The sequence below is a fragment of the Dyella sp. Tek66A03 genome (genome assembly GCF_052567735.1).
Genome location: NZ_CP199584.1, coordinates 3306563 through 3323196, shown reverse-complemented (window position 1 = coordinate 3323196; position 16634 = coordinate 3306563). Strand labels below are relative to the sequence as shown.

The window sequence follows — 16634 nt, the reverse complement described above, 5'->3', positions numbered from 1 at the left end:
GAGCGATGACGGGCCGTCCGTGCCCCACCTGCCGGATGTGCTGCCGACAGGTTCCCCAAAGTGGCGCGGCGACTTCTCCGCCGGGCCCTGGATCAGTGAGGCTTCGCCGCGGAACGCAGCGGAATATCCTGCAGCAACCCGGTCATCAGGAAACCGGCCGCGGCCACGCAGGCGGCGATCAGGAATACCCCGTGCAGCGATTGATCGAAGGCATCCAGGAACTTCTGGTGCAGGTCCGGTGGCAGTTTGCTGATCATGTCCGGCCGCCAGGCACGCGGGGCGGCCGAGGGTTGTTCGGGCATGAATTGGGCCAGGCGGTGGTTGAGCCGCAGCGTGAAAATCGCGCCGAATGCCGCCACGCCGATGGAGCCGCCAATGGAGCGAAACAGCGTCACGCCCGAAGTCGCCACGCCCAAGTGCTTGAAGTCCACGCTGTTTTGCGCGGCCAGGATCAGCACCTGCATCACCATGCCCAGGCCCGCGCCGAGCACGCCGGCATACAGATAGAGCAGGGCTAGGGGCGTATCGACTTCAAGCGTGCTCAGTAGGCCCAGGCCGATCGTGGAGATCGCCATGCCGATGATGGGAAACAGGCGATAGCGGCCGATCTTGCTGATGACGCGGCCGCTGATGATCGAGGTGGTCAACAGGCCACCCATCAGCGGAATCAGCTGCGTGCCCGCACCCGTCGGCGAGGCTCCCTTGACCACTTGCAGGTAGAGCGGCAGATAGGTGATCGAACCGAACAGCGCCGCACCCACCAGGAAACCGATCAGGCTGCACAGCAGGAAGGTGCGCTGCTTGAAGAGCTCCAGCGGGATGATCGGCTCCTTGGCGTGGCGCTCTTCGTGCACAAAGCCGATCAGCGCAATCACGGCAAACAGCAAGGTGGCCCATAACTGGCCCGACGACCACGGCAGGATCGTACCGCCTTGCGTGGTGAACAGAATGGCCGAGGTCAGCGCAATGGCGAGGAAGAGCGCACCGAAGTAGTCGATTTCGTGTTTGATGTGCTTGGTGTGCGGCCGGAACACGGCGGCGATCACGCCCAGTGCAATCAAGCCCAGTGGCAGGTTGATGTAGAAGATCCAGCGCCAGCTCAGATGCTCGACGATGGAGCCGCCGAGCAGTGGGCCGATCACCGTGGCCAGGCCATACACACCACCCAACAGGCCTTGGTAGCGCCCGCGGTCGGCCGGCGGGATCACGTCGCCGATCGAGGCCATGGTGACCACCATCAGGCCACCGCCGCCCAGGCCTTGCAGGGCGCGCGTCAGGATCAGCTCGTTCATGGTCTGCGCCACGCCGCACAGCACCGAGCCCGCCAGGAAGATCACGATCGCCGTCTGCAGCACGATCTTCCGGCCAAAGAGGTCGCCGAACTTGCCGTACAGCGGCACCACGATGGTCGAAGACAACAGGTAGGCGGTCACCACCCAGGACAGGGATTCGAAGCCGCCCAGTTCACCCACGATGGTGGGCAAGGCGGTGGAGACGATGGTCTGGTCCAGCGCGGCAAGCAGTAGCACCAGCATCAGTGCCCCGAACAGCAGATGGATCGGCGGGTGCGTCTGCGATGCCGGTGCTGCAGATGTGGTCGCCTGCAGCATGGCGGCCTGAGACGAGGGTTGGACAGTCATGGCAACGGGGGCTTGGAATTAATTAATGAGTTTATTAATATTGGGTCCAATCGAGCTGCCAGTCAACCCGTTTGGCGAACGTCACTAGAATGACCCGATCAAGGGAGTTCCTTGTGTCCACCGAAACCACCCAGTCGGCTCGGCGCCCCGGTCGGCCTGCCAAAGCGGCCGCCAGCAAGGACCAGCGCGAGCGTCTGCTCGATATTGCGCTGGAGCTGTTCGCGCGAAATGGCGTGGCCGATACCACCTTGAGTGCGATCGCGCGCAAGGCGGGCATGACACCGGCCATGGCGCATTACTATTTCAAGACGCGCGAGCAGTTGTTCGACCTTCTGATCGACGAGCGCATCATGCCGGCGCGGGCGAACATCGAGGCCATTTTCAAGGAGTATGCCGCCGATCCCCTACGCGCACTTACCCTGCTGGCGGAACGGCTGGTGGCCACCAACGCGCGGCTGCCCTGGTTCGGCGTGCTATGGATCCGCGAGATGATCAGCGACAACGACATCTTCAAGCAGCACATGCGCAAGCGCTTTGGCATGGAACGCCAGATTGCCATGTTCGATGCCGTGCGCCGCTGGCAGAACGAAGGCAAGCTCAACCCGGACATCGAACCGTCCTTGCTGTTCGTTTCGTTGCTTGGCCTGACCACATTGCCGATGGCCGCGGCGCGCCGCTGGAAGGGGGATCCGTTGGTGGCCCATGTCGACGCGCAGGTCATTGCCCGCCATGTCGTGGCGATGTTGACGCATGGCATTGGCCCAGGCGGAGCTGGCGAGGAACGGCTCGCGTGATTTCATGAGGCGAGGGAGGTTGGGGTGGACGCAGGTCGCCGTCTCCCATCGGTTGATACTTGCGATTTGCAGGCTGGCGAGGCCCTTTTCTGACTATCGGCGCCCGGGGCTGTAGAATCACCCGTTTGTCTCCTAAGCCTTTCGACCATTGGTGCATCTGTGGGCGTTCAAAAAAGCATTCATAAATCAACGAATAACGCCGATCGCGCGGCCAGGGTGGGTTTTGTCAGCCTGGGTTGCCCCAAGGCCCTGGTCGATTCCGAGCGCATCCTTACCCAGCTGAAGGTCGAGGGCTACGAGATCGTGCCCAGCTACGGCGCCGCGGATGCTGTGGTGGTCAACACCTGCGGCTTCATCGATGCGGCCGTGCAGGAATCGCTCGACGCCATTGGCGAAGCCTTGCACGAGAACGGCAAGGTGATCGTCACCGGCTGTCTGGGTAAGCGCGCGGAGCTGATCCGTGAGGCTTACCCGGACGTGCTTGCCATCAGCGGCCCGCAGGATTACGCGAGCGTGATGCAGGCCGTGCATGCGGCGTTGCCGCCGCAGCGCAATCCGCTGCTGGACATCATTCCGGATACCGGCATCAAGCTCACGCCGAAGCACTACGCGTATCTGAAGATTTCCGAGGGCTGCAATCACCGGTGCAGCTTCTGCATCATCCCGTCGATGCGCGGCGACCTGGTGTCGCGTCCGGTCGACGAAGTGCTGCTGGAAGCGGAGCGCCTGGTGAAGGGCGGCGTGAAGGAACTGCTGGTGATCTCGCAGGACACCAGTGCCTACGGCGTGGACATGAAGTACGCCGAGCGCCAGTGGCGCGACAAGAGCTACCGCACGCGCATGACCGAGTTGTGCGAAGGCCTGTCGGAGCTGGGCGTATGGTCGCGCCTGCACTACGTCTACCCGTATCCGCACGTGGACGAAGTGATGCCGTTGATGGCGCAGGGCAAGATCCTTCCCTACCTCGACATCCCGTTCCAGCACGCCAGCCCGCGCATCCTCAAGCTGATGAAGCGCCCCGGCAATATCGACAAGACGCTGGAGCGCATTCGCAACTGGCGCAAGGTGGTGCCGGATCTCACCATCCGCAGCACCTTCATCGTCGGCTTCCCCGGCGAGACGGATGCGGAATTCGAAGAGCTGCTCGACTTCCTGCGCGAGGCCGAGCTGGATCGCGTGGGTGCGTTTGCCTATTCGCCGGTGGATGGCGCCAAAGCCAACGAACTACCGAACCCGGTATCGGAAGAGCTCAAGGAAGACCGCCTCGAACAGTTCATGGCCGTGCAGGCGGAAATCTCCGCCGCCAAGCTGCAGCGCAAGATTGGCCGCACCATCAAGGTGTTGGTGGATGAAGCCGGTGCCGAGGGCGCGGTAGCGCGTTCGGCCGCGGATGCGCCGGAGATCGACGGTGTCGTGCATATCGCCGGTGGCCAGTCGCTCAAGCCGGGTCAGTTCGTCGACGTGGTGGTGGAAGACGCCGACGAGCACGACCTGCACGCGCGCCTGGCCGGCTAAGCGTTGCCGCGGTGAGGGCGTGATGCGATACGTCGCGCCCGCACGCGGCACCATCGATCCCGCCGCGTTCGCGCGCCTGCCTTTGTCGGACTGGCAGGCGCCCAGCGAATGGCTGCTGGGTGAACATTGGCCGTCGATCGACATGCTCAACGCAGCCCGTCCCGCCACCATGCACGAACGTTTCGTGGCGCAGACGCTGGCGTTGCTCGAGGATGGCCAGCATTACGAGCAACGCATTGCTGCGGCCGGCGAGATCGCCACGCGTGAGTCGAACTGGCACGACCTGTTCAACGCCGCCATGTGGTTGCGGCACACCGCACTGAAGCGGGCGCTCAACGCCCAGCAGGTCGCCGAGATCGCGCACATGGGAACCAGGGTGCGTTCGCGGCCGCAATACGCCATGACGCATTTTGACGAGGCGGGTGTCATCGTGGTCCTGCGCGATCGGCGCTTGCTCCACCTGTGGGACGCCCACGACTGGCATGGGTTGTTCTGGCGCGAACGGGTCGCATGGCTCGATGGTCGCGCTTCGCTCGAGGTTTTCGGCCACGCCCTGCTGGAGCACGCGCTGACCCCGGACAAGCTGCTGGTGGGCAAGGCCCTTGTGTTCCTTGCGGGCGCCGACGGTAGCGGGGCGGGTGCCGTTTGCGCAGAGGCGATTGCCGCGGGAAGGGTGCTTCGCGACCCGCTGGAACTGCGGCCCTTGCCGTTGTCGGGCATCCCAGGCTGGCATCCGGACAATGGAAACGAGACGTTTCACTTGCACGCTGACTGTTACCAGCCACGCCGTGCGGGGCGCGAATACCCGTTGCCAAGCGTCCTGTAGCTCAAGAACTTGCGAAATTATGAAATTGCGGTGGCGCGGCGATCGCGCTACAACGCCAGCAGCGGCGAACCGCTGGGGAGCAGGCAATGGACACGGCTTGTCGGGTGCGCTTAGGGAAGGGATGGGCCAGATCGTGCAAGGCCGGTCTGCTGGCCTGCCTGCTGGTGTTCGGTTTGCCCCTGCGTGCCGGGGATGCGGCCACGACCAAGGCGCCGGAAACCCTTCGTTTCGGCATCCTGCCGGTCGGAAGTGCCGCCGAATCACGTGACCAATGGCGGCCGCTGCTGCAGGATCTCGAAAAGAAGCTGGGGCGTCCGGTCAATATCGTGTCAGTCAGCAGCTATGCGGGATTGGCCAGCGCGATCAAGGATCAACGCGTAGACGTTGCGTTCGTGTCGGGCCGCCTGGCCACTGAAGCCATCGAGCATCAGCACATGAGCGTGATCGCCCAGTTCGTGCGCGGTGATGGCGGCAAAGGCGACGTCGCCATGCTCGTCGTGCGCGCAGATGGGCCCATCCACAATCTCAAGGATCTGCTGGCCAAGCCGGGACAATGGCGTTACGCGCGCGGCGAGACGCTCTCTGTCGCAGGCTATGTTGCGCCGGAGGCTGCGGTGTTCGCGCCGCGAGGACTCAACTCGGACACGTTTTTTGCGGGCGTGCGCGTGGGCAATCATCAAAACAATGCGTTGGCCGTGGCCAATGGCGAAGTCGATGTGGCGACCAACAACGGTCCCGACCTCGACCTGTTTCGCCAGGATTTCCCGAATGAGGCTTCGCAACTGAAGCCGATCTGGCGATCGGTCCCGCTCCCTTCGGAGGTGCTGGTGGTTCGCGATGCGATGCCCGCGCCCGTTCGCAGTGCACTAATGGCGTTCATGCGCGGCTACGGGCATTCCCCTGGCGCCACCGGCGAGCGTGAGCGTGTCAATCTGGCCCGCATTCCGGATTTGGCAGGCTTCGCGCCAGCCGATAACCGGGTACTGCAACCTTTTGTCGATATGGAGTTCCTATTGATACGGGAACAGGCCCAACATGGCCAATGGGTCAACGAGCACGCGCGGGAAGCGCGCCTGACCCAGATCGACGCGGACTACCAGAAGGCCTTGCGCGACCTGCTGCGGCACTGAACCGGTAGTTAGCTGGCGGGCGCTCAGGGCTGGTCCGGCACATTCAACGACGGCGTCGCAGCTTCGGGCGCGCCGGTTAGACGTTCATTCTGATGGAGATATCGATGTCTGCTTTTGATCGTGTACTACGCGCGTGCTGGCTTGGTTTGCTGGTGGTGGTGTTTGGCGCCATGCCGTTGGCGCATGCGCAGACAGCCCCATCCGGTCTGCCCGATGCAGACAAGCAGCAAATCAAGAAATACACCTTGAACGAAGACATATTCAACCGCCTGGTGGCCGCCACGAAAGAGGCTCGTGCCGAAGGTATTACCCCCAGGGGCGCACCGGATCCGAGCAAGGTGCACAGCCTGGACGACCTGGCGGCGCAGGCGATGGCCGGTGATCAGCGCATCCCCGCGCTGGTGAAGAAATTCGGCTTTACCCCGCGCGAATTCATGCTCGCCAATATCGCGCTGACGAACGCGGTCCTCGCCGTGCAGTCGCGCAACGATCCCGCGCTGGCGAGCAACCTCAACCAGGTCTGGGTCAATCCGGAGAATATTCGCTTCATCGATACCCACCAGGCCGAAGTCGCGGCCTTGATGCAGGGCGGCGCCGAGCCCCAGCCCAGCGGTCAGGCTCAGTAATCCACCGCCACGATGACGAAGCGGGTCGGCCCGCCGGGCAGTTCCGCTTCGAATTCGTCGTCCAGCCGTTTCTTCAGCGCGGCGCGCGCCAGCGGCGAATCGATGCTGATCCAGCCGAGCTTGGCGTCGGTCTCGTCCGGACCCACGATGCGATAGAGCAGGCTGTCGCCGGTCGTCACGTTTTCCAGTTCGATCCTGGCGCCGAAATACACCCTCTCGCGATCGGCCGGTGCGCCCTCGGCGACCTTGAGCGAGGGAATGCGCTTGCTCAGGTAGCGCGCGCGTCGATCGATCTCCCCGAGTTGCTTCTTGCGGTAGGTGTACTCGGCGTTCTCGGAGCGGTCGCCCTCCGCCGCGGCGGCGGCCAGCGCCTTCACCACTTCCGGGCGCAGCGTATGCCACAGGTGGTCGAGCTCGGCCTTGAGCCGCTCAAAGCCTTCCCGCGTGATGATGGCGGTGGAGGTGGGCGAAGGTGGGCGCCAGCGGCTCATGCGGGTTTCGCGTGCTTATGCAGTTGTTGCGACAGCGCGTCGAACTCGCCGCGCAACGGATGATCTGGCCAGGCCGCTACCAGTTTACCAAGCAACACCGCCGCCTCGGCCTGCCGGTCGGGCATGGCGGCCAGCAGGCGCACCGCCACCAATCCATAGTGCGGGGCCCGGGGTGAACGGGGCCACTGTGCAAGAAAACCGCGGCACAGCTGCAACGCGAGACGGTTCATGCTGGAGCGCGCGGCGAGTTCAGCCAGTGGTCCTGCGGTGGTGGGATCATCGGGTATGAAGTGGCTGTCCAGCTCCAGGCATTCCTGCACGATGCCCAGCGCGCGGCGTGACTCGCCATTCGCCATCAAGGCGGCGATCCAGATCTGGCCGTGCACCAGCAGGGCATCACGCAAGCCTTCCTGGCGAAGCAGGTCGCGATAGGCCTGATGCAGTGACGGTGGTGCGCTGCGATGTTGCAGGCGTGCAGCGAGCATGCCGAGCGCGCCACGGCGGTCCGTGGTTGCCATGGCCTGGACCTCGTGCAGCAGTTGCGCGTCCTCGTCCTGGCCGTTCTCTGCAACCATCGTTTCCGCTTCCGGTGTCAGGCCGAAGCGTTCGTGGCGCTGGTGGATCATTGCGCCCATCAAGTGCAGGTTGAGGATGATCAAGTAGATATACGCGAACGCGAACAGCGGCAGTGCAAGCAGTCGCGGCAGCAAGCTCGTGGCCACCGAGGTCCCCAGGATCAAGGCGCCCGTAGCGAGATTCAACGCTACGGGAATCAGATACGCCGTGCCGAATCGGCGCATGACCTCCCACCAGGTCACCGGGCTCAGCGCCAGTTCGATGCTGCCGTCGAACGCCAGTGACATGTCGATGGCGGGCAGGGTGATGGCGAACAGGATCATCAGTGGCCACAGCGCCGGCGGGTAGAACACGCCACTGAGAATGCACAGCGCCACGGCAAACAGATGTACCGCCGTCAGGCCGCGTCCGGCGGCGGGATTCTCATCGGCACCGATATCCGGTGGATCGGCGTAGCCGTTGGCCGTATGCAGCATGCAGGTGGCGGCGTAGCGCCAGGTGGCGGTCCATAAGGCAAAACTGGCGATCACCCCGATAAACGCCGGCAGCATCACCGCGTAGTGCGCCAACGCCAGTGCGGTGCAGGTGGCCAGGCCCGCTCCGCGCAGTGGGTAGCCCAAGCCTGTGATGAAGCGTGCGTGGAAAGGCGTGTCGGGCGAGACGGTCGAGACGCGGTTCATGGATGGCATGGCTGGCGGTCGCTCACCACTTGCCGGCAACGGCGCTGCCCAGCGCGACCGGCGCGAAACCGGTGCGGACGCTTTCATGGCGGCCGATCAGGATGTCATTCATGGCGTTCCGTCCCTTGGTTGCGTGGTGATTGTAGCCAGGTGGACCCAGGAGCCCGCAGGCCTTCGCGTTTTCGTCGCGGCATCGCCTGTCGTGGCGGGATGGCACCAGCGTGTTGAGTCATCGACCCCGTGCGCAGTAAGGTCGACCCTTCGCTCTGACAGTGAAGTCGTCCATGTTCCCCCGAGCTTTCCCCGCTACCTTTCGCCTGGCTCCCCTGGCCGGCGCCCTCGTGTTGCTCAGTGCATGCGCCTCGACCGGCAAGGGCCCCACGCCGCAGGCCAACCAGCTCTACACGCAACTCGACCAGGCCAGCAAGGGTTATGAAACAGCCCTGGCACAGGCGCGCCAGGGCAATACGCAAGCATCCCAGAAGACCCTGGATGCATCGCTCGATCAGCTGAGGATGGCCGCGGCGCAGTGCGGCAAGACGCCAGGCTGCGATCCGCAGCGTTTCTTCTCGGTGTTCGATCGCCTGCTGCGTCTGAAGGATGGCAATTTCTCCCTCGGCGACGACATGGATGCCACGAATGACGAAGCGCCGGAGGGAAGTGTCGCTGGCAAGACCGGCGCGGCCAGCCTGCCGGAGGCGCAACGCAGCGTGACGCTGCTGCGAGGGCAGCAACTCTCCCAGTTGATCGCCATGAACGGCCCGGTCAAGGCCGCTCTGGAAATGTGGCTGACCCAATGGCGTCCCAACTTGATGGATGCGTACGTCAACTACCAGTTCCTGCGCCACCAGATGTGGCCGCCGTACGAGCGGGCGGATCTGCCGGAGGCGCTGCTGTTCGGCATCCTCGCCAAGGAATCGGGCGGCAAGGTGCACGCCGTATCGCGCTCCGGCGCGGCGGGGCCGCTGCAGTTCATGTATGCCACCGGCATGCGCTTTGGGCTGGGCATGGAGGACGGTTTCGACACCCGCTTCGATCCCGCCGAAGCGGCACGTGCCAATGCCGATTACCTCAATGAGCAGCTTGGGGTATTCAACAACAATCTCGAGCTGACCATCGCCGCGTACAACGGCGGCGAAGGCCGCATGAAACGCCTGGTAGGTGACGACACCTCGGTCAGCCTGTACGACCCGCGCATCTATAACCAGCTTTCACAGGAGACGCGCGACTACGTGCCCTCCGTGCTCGCCGCGGCGTGGCTGTTCCTGCATCCGGAGAGCTACAACCTGCGCTTCCCTCGCGTGGACGGCGTACCCGGCAGCATCACGCTCAAGCGGGCGACGTCGCTGACCGAGTTGACGGTTTGCCTGGGCTCGGCCGCCGGCATGAGCAATGGGTGGTTCCGCACCTTGCGCAACCTCAACCCGCGCCTGGATCCGCAGGTGGCACAGCCGGCGGGCACGCGCGTCGTGGTACCCAGGGTTCTGGAGCGGCCTTTCGAAGCACGTTGCACCGATGGTCCCTGGCCGATCCTGGCCAATGACCTGCATACGGCCGTGCTGCCCATCGTGCCGTCCACGCCACCGCCGCCGGCACCGGTGGCACGCTCGTCGAGCACGTCCAGGACGCGCAGTTACGTGGTCAAGCGTGGCGACACCCTGACCAGCGTCGTGAACAAGCTCGGCTGTTCCTCGATTGAGGAAGTGACCGACATGAACGATCTCAAGCATCACCAGCTCAAGCCAGGGCAGACCCTGAAGCTACCGACCTGTCGCTGAGGACGTTTCGGCAGGCATCATGACGCCGGTCGACAACGAAAAACGCCGCCCCTTAGGGCGGCGTTTTTCGTTCCACAGGCAATCGTGATCAGGCGGCGGCAGGTGCCTGCATCCACTTCTCTACGGTGTCGGTGCGGTGGTCTTCCTTCAACTCGCGCAGCACGCGCATCAGCTGGCGGTGATGCGGCTGCAAGTTGGGGTGCGGCGTGTCCTTGGTCTCATGATAGGCCGCGGCAAGCCACAGGGCGATACCGCGCATGGCCACTTCCGGGTTGTCAGAGCGGGCACGCGCAAAGCCGATATCGGTGCCCTGGCCCCAGGGCAGGTAGCGTTCTTCGGGGGGCGTCCCATAGAGGTGCGGGAAGTCGCTGCGCGCGGCCTGCCCGATTTCACGCAGCGCCATCGTGCCGAGTCGAGAGCGGCTGCGCTTGGGTAGTGCGTTGATGCTGTGCTCAATCTCGCGAAATTGCCGGCCCAGCTGCCGGCCGCGATTCATCGCAATAAGTCGGGTCACGATGCGCACGGGCTGTCCTCGGTCTGACCAGGGAAAGGGCGCACAGGTGGCGCCGCTGAGCCGGGATGTTAATCGTGCTCGCGATGACAATGCGCCAAAAACGTCACAAAACGACGGAGCGCGTCACCGTGGCGTCAATATTTTGACGTCACGAGCGGTCAGCCCTGGAGCCGGGTGCCCATGCGCTGCCCCACTTTTACCGGCGCCTGCGGAGCGAGTTGATCAAGTTCCGCCATGCCTTCCGGGAACAGCAGGATGACGGTGGAGCCCATGTTGAAGCGGGCCATTTCGGCAAAGCGATCCAGCGTAATGTTCTGGCCGGTGAATGACTTGCGACGGATCGAGGAGGCATAGGGCGGGATCACCAGACCGTCCCACACGGTGGCCACGCTGGACACCAGGATCGCGCCTACCATCACCACCACGAAGGGGCCATGTTCACCTTCGAAGTGGCAAACCAGTCGCTCGTTGCGCGCGAACAGGCGCGGGATGGCTTCTACCGCGAACGGGGCCACGCTGAAGATGCGGCCAGGCACGTGCACGGTTTCCTTGAGCGTACCGGACAGTGGCATGTGCACGCGGTGGTAGTCACGCGGCGACAGGTAGATGGTGGCAAAGCGACCGTTGCGGTATGGCACGGCGCTGGCCTCGTCGCCCAGCAGTTCTGCCGCGGTGTACTCCTGGCCTTTGGCCTGGAAGATGCGGCCGTCGACGATCTTGCCCAGCTGACTGATCTTGCCGTCGGCAGGCGAGAGCAGGGCGCTCGGGTCCGGATCCGGACGACGCGCATCAGGCCGAAGCTTGCGCGTAAAGAACGCGTTGAAGTGCTGGTAGGCCAGCGCGTCCGGCTGCGCTGCCTCGGCCATATTGACCTGATAATTGCGCACGATGGTGCTGATCAGGAAGTCCTTCCACGGCTTGAACGTCCAGCGCGTGGCCCAGTAGACCACCCGCGACAGGGCGCGATGGGGAAGGATGTATTGCAGGAGTACGTTAAAGGTCATCCCACAAGTATGAACGATGCGAGGGATGTTTACGCCCCGATCACACGCTCCTGCTCCTTCTCCCCAAAGGGGAGCAAGGAGCCGCGCGCGCCGACAGGGCAGGCTGTCGAAACGTCCGCCTCCAGCGGCAACCTGGCCGCCAAATCGCAACCAGGCCCGTGGCTAGGGCCGCCGCCGGCCCGTCGTCCGGCACCGGCTATACTTGGCGACCCCCAAAAGACCAGCAGCCCTGCCGTGACCCACGAACTCGCCTCCATCATCGACTTCATCCGTTACGGTGCCAGCCGCTTCTCGGCGGCCGGGCTCACCTTCGGTCATAGCCACGACAACCCCATCGACGAGGCCACGCATCTGGTACTCGCCAGCCTGCATCTGCCGCCGGATATTCCGCCGGCCTATGGCGCAGGCAGGCTGACCACCGAAGAGCGCGAGCGCGTGCTGGCCTTGATCGAGCGTCGCGTCACTGAGCGCCTGCCGGTGGCTTACCTGGTGGGCGAAACCTGGTTTGCGGGATTGAAGTTCAAGAGCGATCGTCGTGCCCTGGTGCCGCGTTCGCCGATCGCCGAGTTGATCGAATCGGGCTTCGCGCCCTGGCTGGATCATCGCCATGTCGAGCGAGCGCTCGACTTGTGCACCGGCTCGGGCTGCATCGGCATTGCGATGGCCGAGTACAACCCGGACTGGCAGGTTGATATCGTCGACATCAGTGACGAAGCGCTGTCGCTGGCGCGCGAGAACATCGTGTTTCAGCACGTCGAGGGCCGCGTTGAGGCGGTCAAGTCCGACCTGTTCAACGGGCTGAAGGAACGCCGTTATGACCTCATAGTCTCCAATCCGCCGTATGTCACCGAAGACGAATACGCCGCGCTACCGGGCGAGTACGGCCATGAACCCAAGCTCGGTCTGACCTCGGGCGCGGATGGCCTGGACATCTGCGTGCGCATGCTCGACGAGGCGGCTGATTACCTTACGGAAGACGGTTTGCTGATCGTCGAAGTGGGCGAGAGCGAGCACGCGCTGGCCGCCCTGCTGCCGGAAGTGCCGTTCGTGTGGATCGAGTTCAAGGTGGGCGCGATGGGCGTGTTCGCGCTGGAGCGCCGCGATCTTATCGAGCATGCCGCGGTCATCCGTGAGGCGGCAGCCGCGCGCCAAGGCCGCTGATCCGCGCCGAGGAGCGGGGCGCCCCTGCCCAGTTGGAGATGGGGGGCGCCACCAGAACATACAGCCGGGGTCGCATCGCGCTAAGCTGTGCGGGTTTCCGTCCAGACGTCCAGAGCCCCGTGTCCAGTAATTCCTTCGGCAAACTCTTCACCGTCACTACCTTCGGCGAGAGCCACGGACCGGCCATTGGCTGCGTGATCGATGGTTGCCCGCCGGGTCTGGCCATTTCGCCGGAGGAATTTCGCGCTGATCTCGATCGTCGCGCCACCGGCAAGAGTCGGCATACCTCGCAGCGGCGCGAGGCCGACGAGGTGGAAATCCTTTCCGGCGTTTTCGAGGGTCGCACTACCGGCACGCCGATCGCGCTGCTGATCCGCAACACCGATCAGCGCAGCAAGGACTACGGCGATATCGCCCAAACCTTCCGCCCCGGGCACGCCGATTACACCTATTGGCAGAAATACGGCATCCGCGATCCGCGCGGTGGCGGGCGTTCGTCCGCCCGCGAAACGACCATGCGCGTGGTCGCCGGCGTGATCGCCAAGAAGTGGCTGGCCGAGCGCTACGGTGTGCGTGTGCGCGGCTACATGGCGCAAATCGGCGAAATCACCCCGGGCACCTTCGACTGGGATGTGGTCGAACAGAATGCATTCTTCTGGCCCGATGCCCATGAAGTTTCCGCGCTGGAATCGTATATGGATGCCTTGCGCAAGTCGGGCGATTCCGTGGGTGCCCGCGTGAACGTGGTGGCCGACGGCCTACCCCCAGGCTGGGGCGAGCCCATTTACGGCAAGCTCGACGGCGACCTGGCCGCCGCGCTGATGTCGATCAACGCGGTAAAGGGCGTGGAGATCGGCGATGGCTTCGCCGTGGTCACCCAGCATGGTAGCCAGCATCGCGACGAAATGGCCTTGGACGGCTTTACGTCCAATCATGCCGGCGGCATCCTGGGTGGCATCAGTACCGGCCAGGCGGTGATCGCCTCCATGGCGCTCAAGCCGACCTCCAGCATCCTCATTCCCGGGCGCAGCGTGAACCTGGCTGGCGAGCCGGTCGAGGTGGTCACCAAGGGGCGTCATGACCCTTGTGTCGGCATCCGCGCCACGCCGATTGCGGAAGCGATGGTGGCGCTGGTGCTGATGGATCACGCGCTGCGTCATCGCGCGCAATGTGGGGATGTGGGCGAGGTTAGCCCTCGTATCCCCTAGGTTTCACGGGCGAACCGTATTGATGCTTCGCCCTGAGCAGAGAGTTGAAGTAGCACCGATGACTGCCAAACCGAAAGTCTGGGTCGCGCGCCCCCTGTTCCCCGATGTGTTGGCGCGCCTGGCTGAATATTTCGACGTGCAGGCCGAGGCCGTTGAGCATAAACACACCGCGGCGGAACTGCGGGAAAAGCTGGCCCATGTGGATGGCGCCCTGCTGGGCTTGTCCGATCGCATCGACGCCGAGGTGCTCGAGGGTAACCACCGACTGAAGGTGGTGGCCAATCTGGGCGTCGGCTACAACAATCTCGATCTGGATGCGATATCCAAGGCCGGCGTGCTCGCCTGCAATACGCCCGACGTGCTCACCGAGAGCGTGGCCGACTACGCCTGGGCCCTGATGCTGGCCGCTGCCCGTCGCGTGGGTGCGGCCGAGCGCTGGCTGCGGGCAGGGCACTGGGCGGGTAGCCGTATGCGTTTCGATGACTGGCTGGGCGTCGATGTACACGGCCGGACACTGGGCATCCTGGGCATGGGGCGCATCGGCCAGGCGATTGCGCGCCGGGCCTGCGGCTTCGACATGCGGGTGATCTATCACAACCGTTCACGCTTGCCCGAGACGGTCGAGCGCGAATGCCGCGCCACCCTGGTAAGCAAGCCCGAGCTGCTGCGCCAAGCGGACCATCTCGTGCTGGTGCTACCTTTCACGGCGGCGAACCGGCATGCGATTGGCGCCGAAGAGCTGGCCCAAATGAAGTCCTCGGCGGTGCTGGTCAATATCGCGCGTGGCGGCATCGTGGACGATGCGGCGTTGGCGGTGGCCTTGCGCGATGGCAAGCTGGCGGCAGCCGGCCTGGATGTGTTCGAAGGCGAGCCCGCCGTGCATCCCGATTTGCTAGGGTTGGACAATGTGGTACTAAGCCCGCATATCGCCAGCGCAAGCGAAGATACGCGCCGGTCCATGGCCCGGATGGCAGCCGACAATGTGATTGCTGCCCTGGGTTATGGTGAAGCGGCCGGAAAGCCGCTGACGCCACTCAATCCGGCGGTCATGAGCCACTGGGCAACACGTAAAGCGTGACGATATTCACGCCCGGGCGTGTCGCAGGTTGTTTTGTGTGCCGTCCCGGTTAGATTTCCGCTAATGCGGAGATCGGCGCCGTCGGACGGTTTTCCGATTACTCCTACCTGATAGCGGAATATGAGCAAGAAGAGCAGTTACAAGGTGGCGATGGTTGGCGCGACAGGCGCCGTGGGTGAAACCTTGCTGGCGATCCTGGCCGAGCGTGAATTTCCGGTCAGCGAGCTGGTGCCGCTGGCCAGCGAGCGTTCCGCGGGCGAGAAAATCGTCTTCGACGGCAAATCGGTCACCGTGCGCAATCTTGCCGATTACGATTTCGACGGCGTCGACATTGCGTTCTTCTCGGCCGGCGGTTCGGTAAGCCGGGAGCATGCGCATCGCGCGGCGGCGGCCGGTGCGGTGGTCATCGATAACACTTCCGAATTCCGCTACCAGGACGACATTCCGCTGGTGGTGAGCGAGGTGAATCCGCACGCCATCGCCGAATACACCAACCGCGGCATCATCGCCAACCCAAACTGCTCGACCATGCAGATGCTGGTCGCGTTGGCGCCCATCCACCGTGCCGCCGGCATCGAGCGCATCAATGTGGCAACCTACCAGTCGGTGTCCGGCGCCGGTCGCAGCGGCATGGAAGAGCTGGGCCAGCAGACCGCAGCGATGCTCAGTTTCCAGGATGTCGAGCTCAAGAAATTCTGCAAGCAGATCGCTTTCAACGTCATTCCGCATATCGACGACTTCCAGCCCAACGGCTACACCAAGGAAGAAATGAAGATGGTGTGGGAGACGCGCAAGATTCTCGAGGACGACACCATCCAGGTGAACCCGACGGCGGTGCGGGTGCCGGTGTTCTATGGCCACGCCGAAGCCGTGCATGTGGAGACGCGCGAGAAGATCACGGCGGAACAGGCGCGTGCCTTGCTGGAGCAGGCCGACGGCGTGGTGGTGATGGACGAGCGCAAGGCGGGCGGTTATCCGACGCCGGTGACCGACGCCGCGGGCAAGGATCCGGTTTTCGTGGGGCGCATTCGCGAAGATATTTCGCACGAGCGCGGTCTGGACCTGTGGATCGTCGCGGACAATATCCGCAAGGGCGCGGCACTCAACGCCGTGCAGATCGCCGAATTGCTGATCGAGGATTATCTGTAATGAAAGGCTTGCTGTCCGGGTTGGCGTGGTGTGTATTGGCGCTTGCTGCGCCGGTCCGGGCGGCCGATGTGCAGGAGGCGGCGGGTCCGGCGAAGGACCCGAAACAGGTGGACCGCGCGATTGCCGCCCAGGCGGCCAAGGTCCACCAGCTGCAAAATGGCGTTGAGCGGGAAGAATCGCGCACGCACCAGAACGATGCGAAACTGAAGCAGCAGGATCAGGCTATTGCCGACCTGGAGCAACAACTCAAGGCACTCAAGGGCGCGCCACAGGGGGGCGCTCATCCTTAAGTCGGCGGGGCGCTTCGGGGCGCCTTTCCAAGCAAGAACAAACCGTAGCAAGATGTCGTAAGCATTGGCCAGCGCTATTGTTGATTGGCCTGTACCTAACTAAAGTGACGCCTCGTTCCGGGTGCTACCGTCAAGCGGTAAGCCGATAAGAAACGTCACGGGGTTGTTCGGGGG

16 protein-coding genes are annotated in these 16634 nt (G+C 63.9%); 11 read left to right on the top strand and 5 right to left on the bottom strand.

Features of this window, described 5'->3' with window-relative positions; genetic code table 11:
• Nucleotides 1-92: 92 nt before the first annotated feature.
• Entirely contained in the window at nucleotides 93-1640 is a 1548-nt protein-coding gene (locus ACT01B_RS14755; RefSeq protein ID WP_445143990.1) for an MDR family MFS transporter, read from the bottom strand.
• A 113-nt stretch (nucleotides 1641-1753) separates the two neighbouring features.
• Between ACT01B_RS14755 and ACT01B_RS14750 the strand changes: the two genes are divergently transcribed.
• From ACT01B_RS14750 to ACT01B_RS14730, 5 genes are all read left to right on the top strand, one after another.
• Nucleotides 1754-2434, top strand: a complete 681-nt coding sequence (locus ACT01B_RS14750) for a TetR/AcrR family transcriptional regulator (RefSeq protein WP_445143989.1) — start codon at nucleotides 1754-1756, stop codon at nucleotides 2432-2434.
• 177 nt (nucleotides 2435-2611) lie between these two features.
• Nucleotides 2612-3949, top strand: a complete 1338-nt coding sequence (gene rimO, locus ACT01B_RS14745) for a 30S ribosomal protein S12 methylthiotransferase RimO (protein WP_445147494.1) — start codon at nucleotides 2612-2614, stop codon at nucleotides 3947-3949.
• A gap of 22 nt (nucleotides 3950-3971) precedes the next feature.
• A complete protein-coding gene (locus ACT01B_RS14740; RefSeq protein WP_445143988.1) occupies nucleotides 3972-4775 on the top strand; it encodes a DUF3025 domain-containing protein in 804 nt (267 codons plus the stop codon).
• Nucleotides 4776-4861: 86 nt separating this feature from the next.
• Nucleotides 4862-5905: a phosphate/phosphite/phosphonate ABC transporter substrate-binding protein gene (gene phnD, locus ACT01B_RS14735; protein WP_445143987.1), complete on the top strand. Its 1044-nt coding sequence runs from the start codon at nucleotides 4862-4864 to the stop codon at nucleotides 5903-5905.
• A gap of 104 nt (nucleotides 5906-6009) precedes the next feature.
• On the top strand, nucleotides 6010-6531 hold the full coding sequence (locus tag ACT01B_RS14730) for a hypothetical protein (RefSeq protein ID WP_445143986.1): 522 nt from the start codon (nucleotides 6010-6012) through the stop codon (nucleotides 6529-6531).
• Here ACT01B_RS14730 and greB read toward each other — a convergent pair.
• Entirely contained in the window at nucleotides 6525-7022 is a 498-nt protein-coding gene (greB, locus tag ACT01B_RS14725; protein ID WP_445143985.1) for a transcription elongation factor GreB, read from the bottom strand. The two genes, ACT01B_RS14730 and greB, sit on opposite strands and share 7 nt — an antisense overlap.
• Nucleotides 7019-8278 carry a hypothetical protein gene (locus ACT01B_RS14720; RefSeq protein WP_445143984.1) on the bottom strand — a complete coding sequence of 420 codons (1260 nt, stop codon included), beginning with the start codon at nucleotides 8276-8278 and terminating at the stop codon, nucleotides 7019-7021. The genes greB and ACT01B_RS14720 overlap by 4 nt, the downstream gene beginning before the upstream one ends.
• 284 nt (nucleotides 8279-8562) lie before the next feature.
• Between ACT01B_RS14720 and ACT01B_RS14715 the strand changes: the two genes are divergently transcribed.
• A complete protein-coding gene (locus tag ACT01B_RS14715; RefSeq protein ID WP_445143983.1) occupies nucleotides 8563-10056 on the top strand; it encodes a transglycosylase SLT domain-containing protein in 1494 nt (497 codons plus the stop codon).
• An 88-nt stretch (nucleotides 10057-10144) separates the two neighbouring features.
• Here ACT01B_RS14715 and ACT01B_RS14710 read toward each other — a convergent pair whose 3' ends face one another.
• Nucleotides 10145-10579, bottom strand: a complete 435-nt coding sequence (locus ACT01B_RS14710; RefSeq protein WP_445143982.1) for a hypothetical protein — start codon at nucleotides 10577-10579, stop codon at nucleotides 10145-10147.
• A 149-nt stretch (nucleotides 10580-10728) separates the two neighbouring features.
• Nucleotides 10729-11574 carry an archaetidylserine decarboxylase gene (gene asd / locus ACT01B_RS14705; RefSeq protein WP_445143981.1) on the bottom strand — a complete coding sequence of 282 codons (846 nt, stop codon included), beginning with the start codon at nucleotides 11572-11574 and terminating at the stop codon, nucleotides 10729-10731.
• A gap of 234 nt (nucleotides 11575-11808) precedes the next feature.
• Between asd and prmB the strand changes: the two genes are divergently transcribed.
• The 5 genes from prmB (at nucleotide 11809) to ACT01B_RS14680 (ending at nucleotide 16460) form a co-directional block, all read left to right on the top strand.
• A complete protein-coding gene (gene prmB / locus ACT01B_RS14700) occupies nucleotides 11809-12735 on the top strand; it encodes a 50S ribosomal protein L3 N(5)-glutamine methyltransferase (protein ID WP_445143980.1) in 927 nt (308 codons plus the stop codon).
• A gap of 119 nt (nucleotides 12736-12854) precedes the next feature.
• Nucleotides 12855-13943 carry a chorismate synthase gene (aroC, locus tag ACT01B_RS14695; protein WP_445143979.1) on the top strand — a complete coding sequence of 363 codons (1089 nt, stop codon included), beginning with the start codon at nucleotides 12855-12857 and terminating at the stop codon, nucleotides 13941-13943.
• Between the two features lie 58 nt (nucleotides 13944-14001).
• Nucleotides 14002-15021, top strand: coding sequence for a 2-hydroxyacid dehydrogenase (locus ACT01B_RS14690; RefSeq protein WP_445143978.1), 1020 nt, complete (start codon nucleotides 14002-14004; stop codon nucleotides 15019-15021).
• Nucleotides 15022-15141: 120 nt separating this feature from the next.
• Entirely contained in the window at nucleotides 15142-16170 is a 1029-nt protein-coding gene (locus ACT01B_RS14685; protein WP_445143977.1) for an aspartate-semialdehyde dehydrogenase, read from the top strand.
• Nucleotides 16170-16460: a hypothetical protein gene (locus ACT01B_RS14680; RefSeq protein WP_445143976.1), complete on the top strand. Its 291-nt coding sequence runs from the start codon at nucleotides 16170-16172 to the stop codon at nucleotides 16458-16460. Before ACT01B_RS14685 ends, ACT01B_RS14680 begins: the two co-directional genes overlap by 1 nt.
• Nucleotides 16461-16634 lie beyond the last annotated feature (174 nt).